General features: G+C 28.8%; 4 protein-coding genes. All 4 read right to left on the bottom strand.

What is annotated here, in order from left to right; genetic code table 11:
- Window positions 1-61: 61 nt before the first annotated feature.
- The gene (locus Q0838_RS14040; protein WP_298956504.1) at window positions 62-481 is read right to left on the bottom strand and encodes an ADP-ribosylglycohydrolase family protein; all 420 of its coding nucleotides are present in this window, start codon (window positions 479-481) and stop codon (window positions 62-64) included.
- Between the two features lie 168 nt (window positions 482-649).
- Entirely contained in the window at window positions 650-3334 is a 2685-nt protein-coding gene (locus tag Q0838_RS14035) for a carboxypeptidase-like regulatory domain-containing protein (RefSeq protein WP_298956503.1), read from the bottom strand.
- Window positions 3307-4065, bottom strand: coding sequence for a GLPGLI family protein (locus tag Q0838_RS14030; RefSeq protein WP_298956502.1), 759 nt, complete (start codon window positions 4063-4065; stop codon window positions 3307-3309). The genes Q0838_RS14035 and Q0838_RS14030 overlap by 28 nt, the downstream gene beginning before the upstream one ends.
- Window positions 4066-4129: 64 nt before the next feature.
- Complete coding sequence (locus Q0838_RS14025) at window positions 4130-4381, bottom strand: hypothetical protein (protein ID WP_298956500.1); 252 nt, start codon at window positions 4379-4381, stop codon at window positions 4130-4132.
- Window positions 4382-4764 lie beyond the last annotated feature (383 nt).

Here is a 4764-nt window from a genome sequence, read left to right as displayed (position 1 = left end):
AAACAATAAAACAGCTAATCAAACCAGTAAAATGGTTAGGTTTGCTATGTCTTAAATTTATTTAGGACAGGATTGGTTCAAAACCTAAAGGTGCAATTCTCATTGCAGCTCCATTTCCAGCAGCATATTCTCCTTTTCTGCCAACTAAATTCCAATGTCCACCAACTTCTAATTCCTGCAATGCCTTTAATGTGCTTGCTCCAATTCCTGTAATTTTTCTTGCTTTATAAAAGTCCAAATATTTTTGAGCAAAGAATTTAGCATCTAATATTTCATTTTCATAAATTGTTTTGCAAGTTGCAATAGTTAGTTGTGTGTCATCGGTTATTCTCCATTCGGGTGTTTTTATTTCAGGTTTTCCAAATGGATAATATGTAGTGTCAGAATTATTTTCTTGAGCAATATTTTCATAGGCACTTCCATAAGCATCTCCAATTGCTCCTCCTAAAATACAGCCTATAAATCTATCAGATATGTTCATTTTTCAAATTGGGCACAACGTTTGATATATGAAAAGTAAAGTTTTAAAAAACAATACTTTACGAGTTGTGGTTAATATTAAATTTATGCCGAAATTGTAGACTATCGACTGCGTCTTTATTTTTTATATACTCCTTTGTTGGTAGCCGTTTTCTATTCAGTTCCAATGTTAAAACCTGTACTCCATTTTCAATAATATAAATCTTGGCAAAAGTCTATATTCGGTCGTTGAAGTTCCAATATCGCTGATTGAAAAATTCCTAAATCTTTCGGTATTGAAAAGGTTTTTACCAGTAATACCTATAGTTAATTCATTTTCAATGAGTTTATAATGTGCGTCAAAGTCCAAAAAATAATACGTGTTATCGGCTTGTAAATTCCCAAAATAGTAACGTTCGGATTGTAATTGGAAATCAAGTTTATTATTAAAAATAAATGATAAATCTAAAAAACTAACGTTGTCGGTAAAAGAATTATTTATGGTGGTTTCTATTTCTGTGGTTGTCCATTTTGTGCCCATATGGTAATTAAAAACACCTTTAAAACCTGAACGAAGTTCTAAACCATAATCGTAATTATTAGACGTTACTAACCTTAAATTAGAATTGTTTACAATATTTTTAAACTCACTTTTTGTATAGCCTAAATCTACTTTTAAGTTTGATGAAATAAACTTAAAGTAATAGTCTGATTTTGAATTTACACTTAAAAACTCACGGCCTTTAATCAATATTTTTTCTGCTTGAGTAAAATTTTGTTGTATGCTTGTATTTGTTGAAAAGAAGTCGTGATTTTTACTGTATATAATAAAAGTATTTGCAAAAAAGCGGTCGCTCCAATTACCTAATTGATAGTTAAAAACTATATTTGAAGCATCTAATTGATTAAAATCACCTGTACCTTTTGAAAAGGAACGAAAACCAGTTAAAACAAAATCACTAAATACATCTAAAACCTTTGCATTTGTTGTGTTGTAAGAATAGGAAGAAGTAATTTTATTCTTTTCATTTATTTTCCAATCAAAACCTAAACTTGGATTAATAAAAAAGGGATTTTGAGTACTACTTACCTTATTGTTTTGTAAACGGTTAAAAAGTTGATGAACATCTAGTTTACCTACAATACCAAAATCTTTAACTTTTAACCTGTACTTGCCTTTAAGGTACAAGTCGTTGACTTGATAATTGGTTTCGTTTTGATAATCGTTTGGTTGTTCTAAAATCGTATTATTTTCTAAAAGTGAAAATGTACTATGTAACTTATCTTTTCTAAATTCATTACCTAATTGCAATTCCATTAAATGTCTATTATCCTTTTGGTGTAATAAATGTGCATTAATGCCAGCAAATTGCATTTGGTTGGTGCTTTGCTGATTTACCTTATTAACATTAGAAGTTGTAGGAAATAAATCTTGAAAGAAGAATTGATTTACAGTGTAGTTCTGCGGTGTTTTTTCATCGATAAAACGTCCTGTTAGCAAGAATACCTTTTTGTCTTTAAACTTGTTAGTGTAGCTTATTTTTTGGTCGAAAAGTGTGTTTTGATGTTGTAAATTTTCTATCGTAGAATTACCATTAAATACTAAATTTGAAGAGTCGTTAAAATCGCTATTATTGTATTTAGTTGTGGCTTCTAACATTTTTGTTTTAGAGATATTGTAAATTAAATCTAATTTACCAAATGCTATACGCTTACTATTTTGTAATTGATAATCTTCTATATTCATAAAATTGGTACCGTCCACATCTACAAAATCTGTAGAATTTCTAAAAAAATCAATTTCATCCCAATTAAAAAAGCCGAGCGTTTTAATTTTTATTTTTTCTGTTGGATTGAAAATAGTGTTTACCGACACTAACTCTGCATTATTAAAGTTAGTTCTACTTTCTTTGAAATTGAGGTTATTAGACGATAATTTTAATAAAGTATTTACACTTTGATTATCTCCAATACTTCCTGGCTCGTTCATACGAAATGGACGAATTATGTTTTCAATATCTCCTGTGGCATTATATCCTATTGAATTAAGATTAGTTAAAAAGTAATATTTATTTTTCTTGCCAAAATTCATCAAATTACCCTTTAATTGATAAAAACTATCGTTCCCAATACTTGTCTCGATATTCCCAAACCAAATGCGTTTAGAATCTTCATCGAGTTTCAAGTTTAGGGCCACTTTATTGCTTTCTTCAACACCTTTTAATAAACGATTGTTAGAATAGTTTTTAAGCAATTCAACTTCTTCAATGGGATAAGCTGGCATATTTTTAGACAAGATTTTGTAACCTCTTTCAAAAAGGTCATCGCCATCTACCATAAGTTTTTCAATTTCTTGATTGCCTACTTTTATTGTACCGTCAGCGTTTATATTAATACCGGGAATGGTTTTTAATAAATCCTCAACAGTCTGCTCGTTACCTCTCTTATAAAATTTTGTTTTAAAAGAAATAGTATCTTCTTTTATGGTCATTGGCAAATCTGCTTTTATAATCACTTCATCCAAGTCCATTGGTTTGTCCTTTAAAACAACATCAGTTTTGATTTCTTTTTGCTCTTTAGTAACAACAACAGAAATTGTTTGACTTTCATAACCAAGAGAAGTAAAAACTAAGTTGAATTTCCCCAATTTATTAGTTTTTAATTCATAATTACCATTTTCATCAGAATAGGTGTAGGTAATAATAGATTTAGATAAGCTGTCTTTTAAAATAATATTTACAGAATACAAATTATCATAACTATCACTAACAGAACCTGAAATAATAGTTTGAGAAAAACACAATAGATTTTGAAGCAATAAAAAAACAAATATTTTAAAACGAAAGTTTAATCTTCTTTTATTTCTTCTTCCCATTCAAATGTTTTTTCTCTTCCTCTGTTATATTCACTTTTAACCACTTCTGCTCCTCTATCAAAAAACTTTAACATCATTCTATCGGTTTTTGAGTTTTTAGATTTTTCATTTTTTTCAACAAATTCTCTTAGAGAAATTATTTTTAAATCATTGTTTAATACTAACTTTTCTTCATTATTAACTTGTTTAATTTTTGTAATTGACCAAGAAAATGAACCAGTCGCATCATATATTTGTACGATAGCACCTGGTAAACCGTTAAACTTCCATGGACCTAATTTAATTGGTATATCTGTTGAATACCAAGCTGTATAATTTCGACCTCTAAAAAAGGTAGTGGCTTTATTGCAGACATAGTCTTCTATTTTTTTAGTCTCGCTTTCAATTTGCCAATCCATTTTAGGGAACTTCTCAAAATTTATTATCTTTTCATCTTCTAGATAATCTACATTAAATAAAGTGTCTTTTCGGGTTCTATACAATTGGTATCTTTTGCGGTTTTTGCTTTTTCCTAAAAAGAATGTCTTATTAACAGTCTCATCTTCATCCTTTTTTTTACTTTCATTTTTTTCTTCAATCATTGTTTCATAATAAAATGATTCTTCTGTATTGTTAACAATTAAATAACCACTTCTTTTTAAAACGTTTAGGGAAACATCATACTCAATAATATATGATTGAGATAAACTCACTAATGGGCAGAATAATAATAGATAAATTAATTTCTTCATTTTTTAAAAAATTAAAGACCTCTTTTCAATAGCTTATTGAAAAGAGGTCTTGTTTAATACTTTACTAAAGAATTTCAGCACAGCTTACACCTCTTACAAGGACTGTTCTTGTTGTTGAACTTCCATCCTCAAAAATAAATGTAATTGTTAACAAACAATCAACTAAGGATTCTTTTTCGACTAATTCATAACTTGAAGAACTTTCAATTAACTGAACTGCTTCTTCAAGGTTTACTGTTTTTAATTCCTCAACATTGTTTGCAAAAGCAAACGTTCCTACTAGCATAAAAGCTAGTGCAAAAAATACATTTTTCATATTATTTGTTTTTAACAATTAAAATTCTAAACTCTATAAGATTAAGGTCATTATAGTTTAGTTCGTGGATTATCCACTTTAGACCTGCTGGCTTTCATTCTTCTCTTTCTCAGAGACAATTTACAATTTTATTTTTCTTTTTTGAGATTCCGTAAATCGGATGGTTATTAAATTGCTCTGGCTGTTGTGTCAAATGGCTACCAACGGTAAGGTTATGATTCGTTTTACTCATCAATCCTTACCTTAAAATCTTAATTGATGGCTCTAAACCAATCCTGTCCTAAATAAATTTAAGACATAGCAAAACTAACCATTTTACTGGTTTGATTAGCTGTTTTATTGTTTTTTCAAAATAGAACCCCTTGTATATATTTATTGAGTTA

This window comes from uncultured Nonlabens sp., assembly GCF_947495285.1.
In the GTDB taxonomy this organism is placed as follows: Bacteria; Bacteroidota; Bacteroidia; order Flavobacteriales; family Flavobacteriaceae; genus Nonlabens.
This window is presented reverse-complemented; position numbering and strand designations above follow the sequence as displayed.

Bases quoted from the DNA above. Each gene is read 5' to 3' on its own strand.
- Q0838_RS14035 (WP_298956503.1), bottom strand. From the start codon at position 3,334: ATGGGAAGAAGAAATAAAAGAAGATTAAACTTTCGTTTTAAAATATTT.
- Q0838_RS14030 (WP_298956502.1), bottom strand. From the start codon at position 4,065: ATGAAGAAATTAATTTATCTATTATTATTCTGCCCATTAGTGAGTTTA.
- Q0838_RS14040 (WP_298956504.1), bottom strand. From the start codon at position 481: ATGAACATATCTGATAGATTTATAGGCTGTATTTTAGGAGGAGCAATT.
- Q0838_RS14025 (WP_298956500.1), bottom strand. From the start codon at position 4,381: ATGAAAAATGTATTTTTTGCACTAGCTTTTATGCTAGTAGGAACGTTT.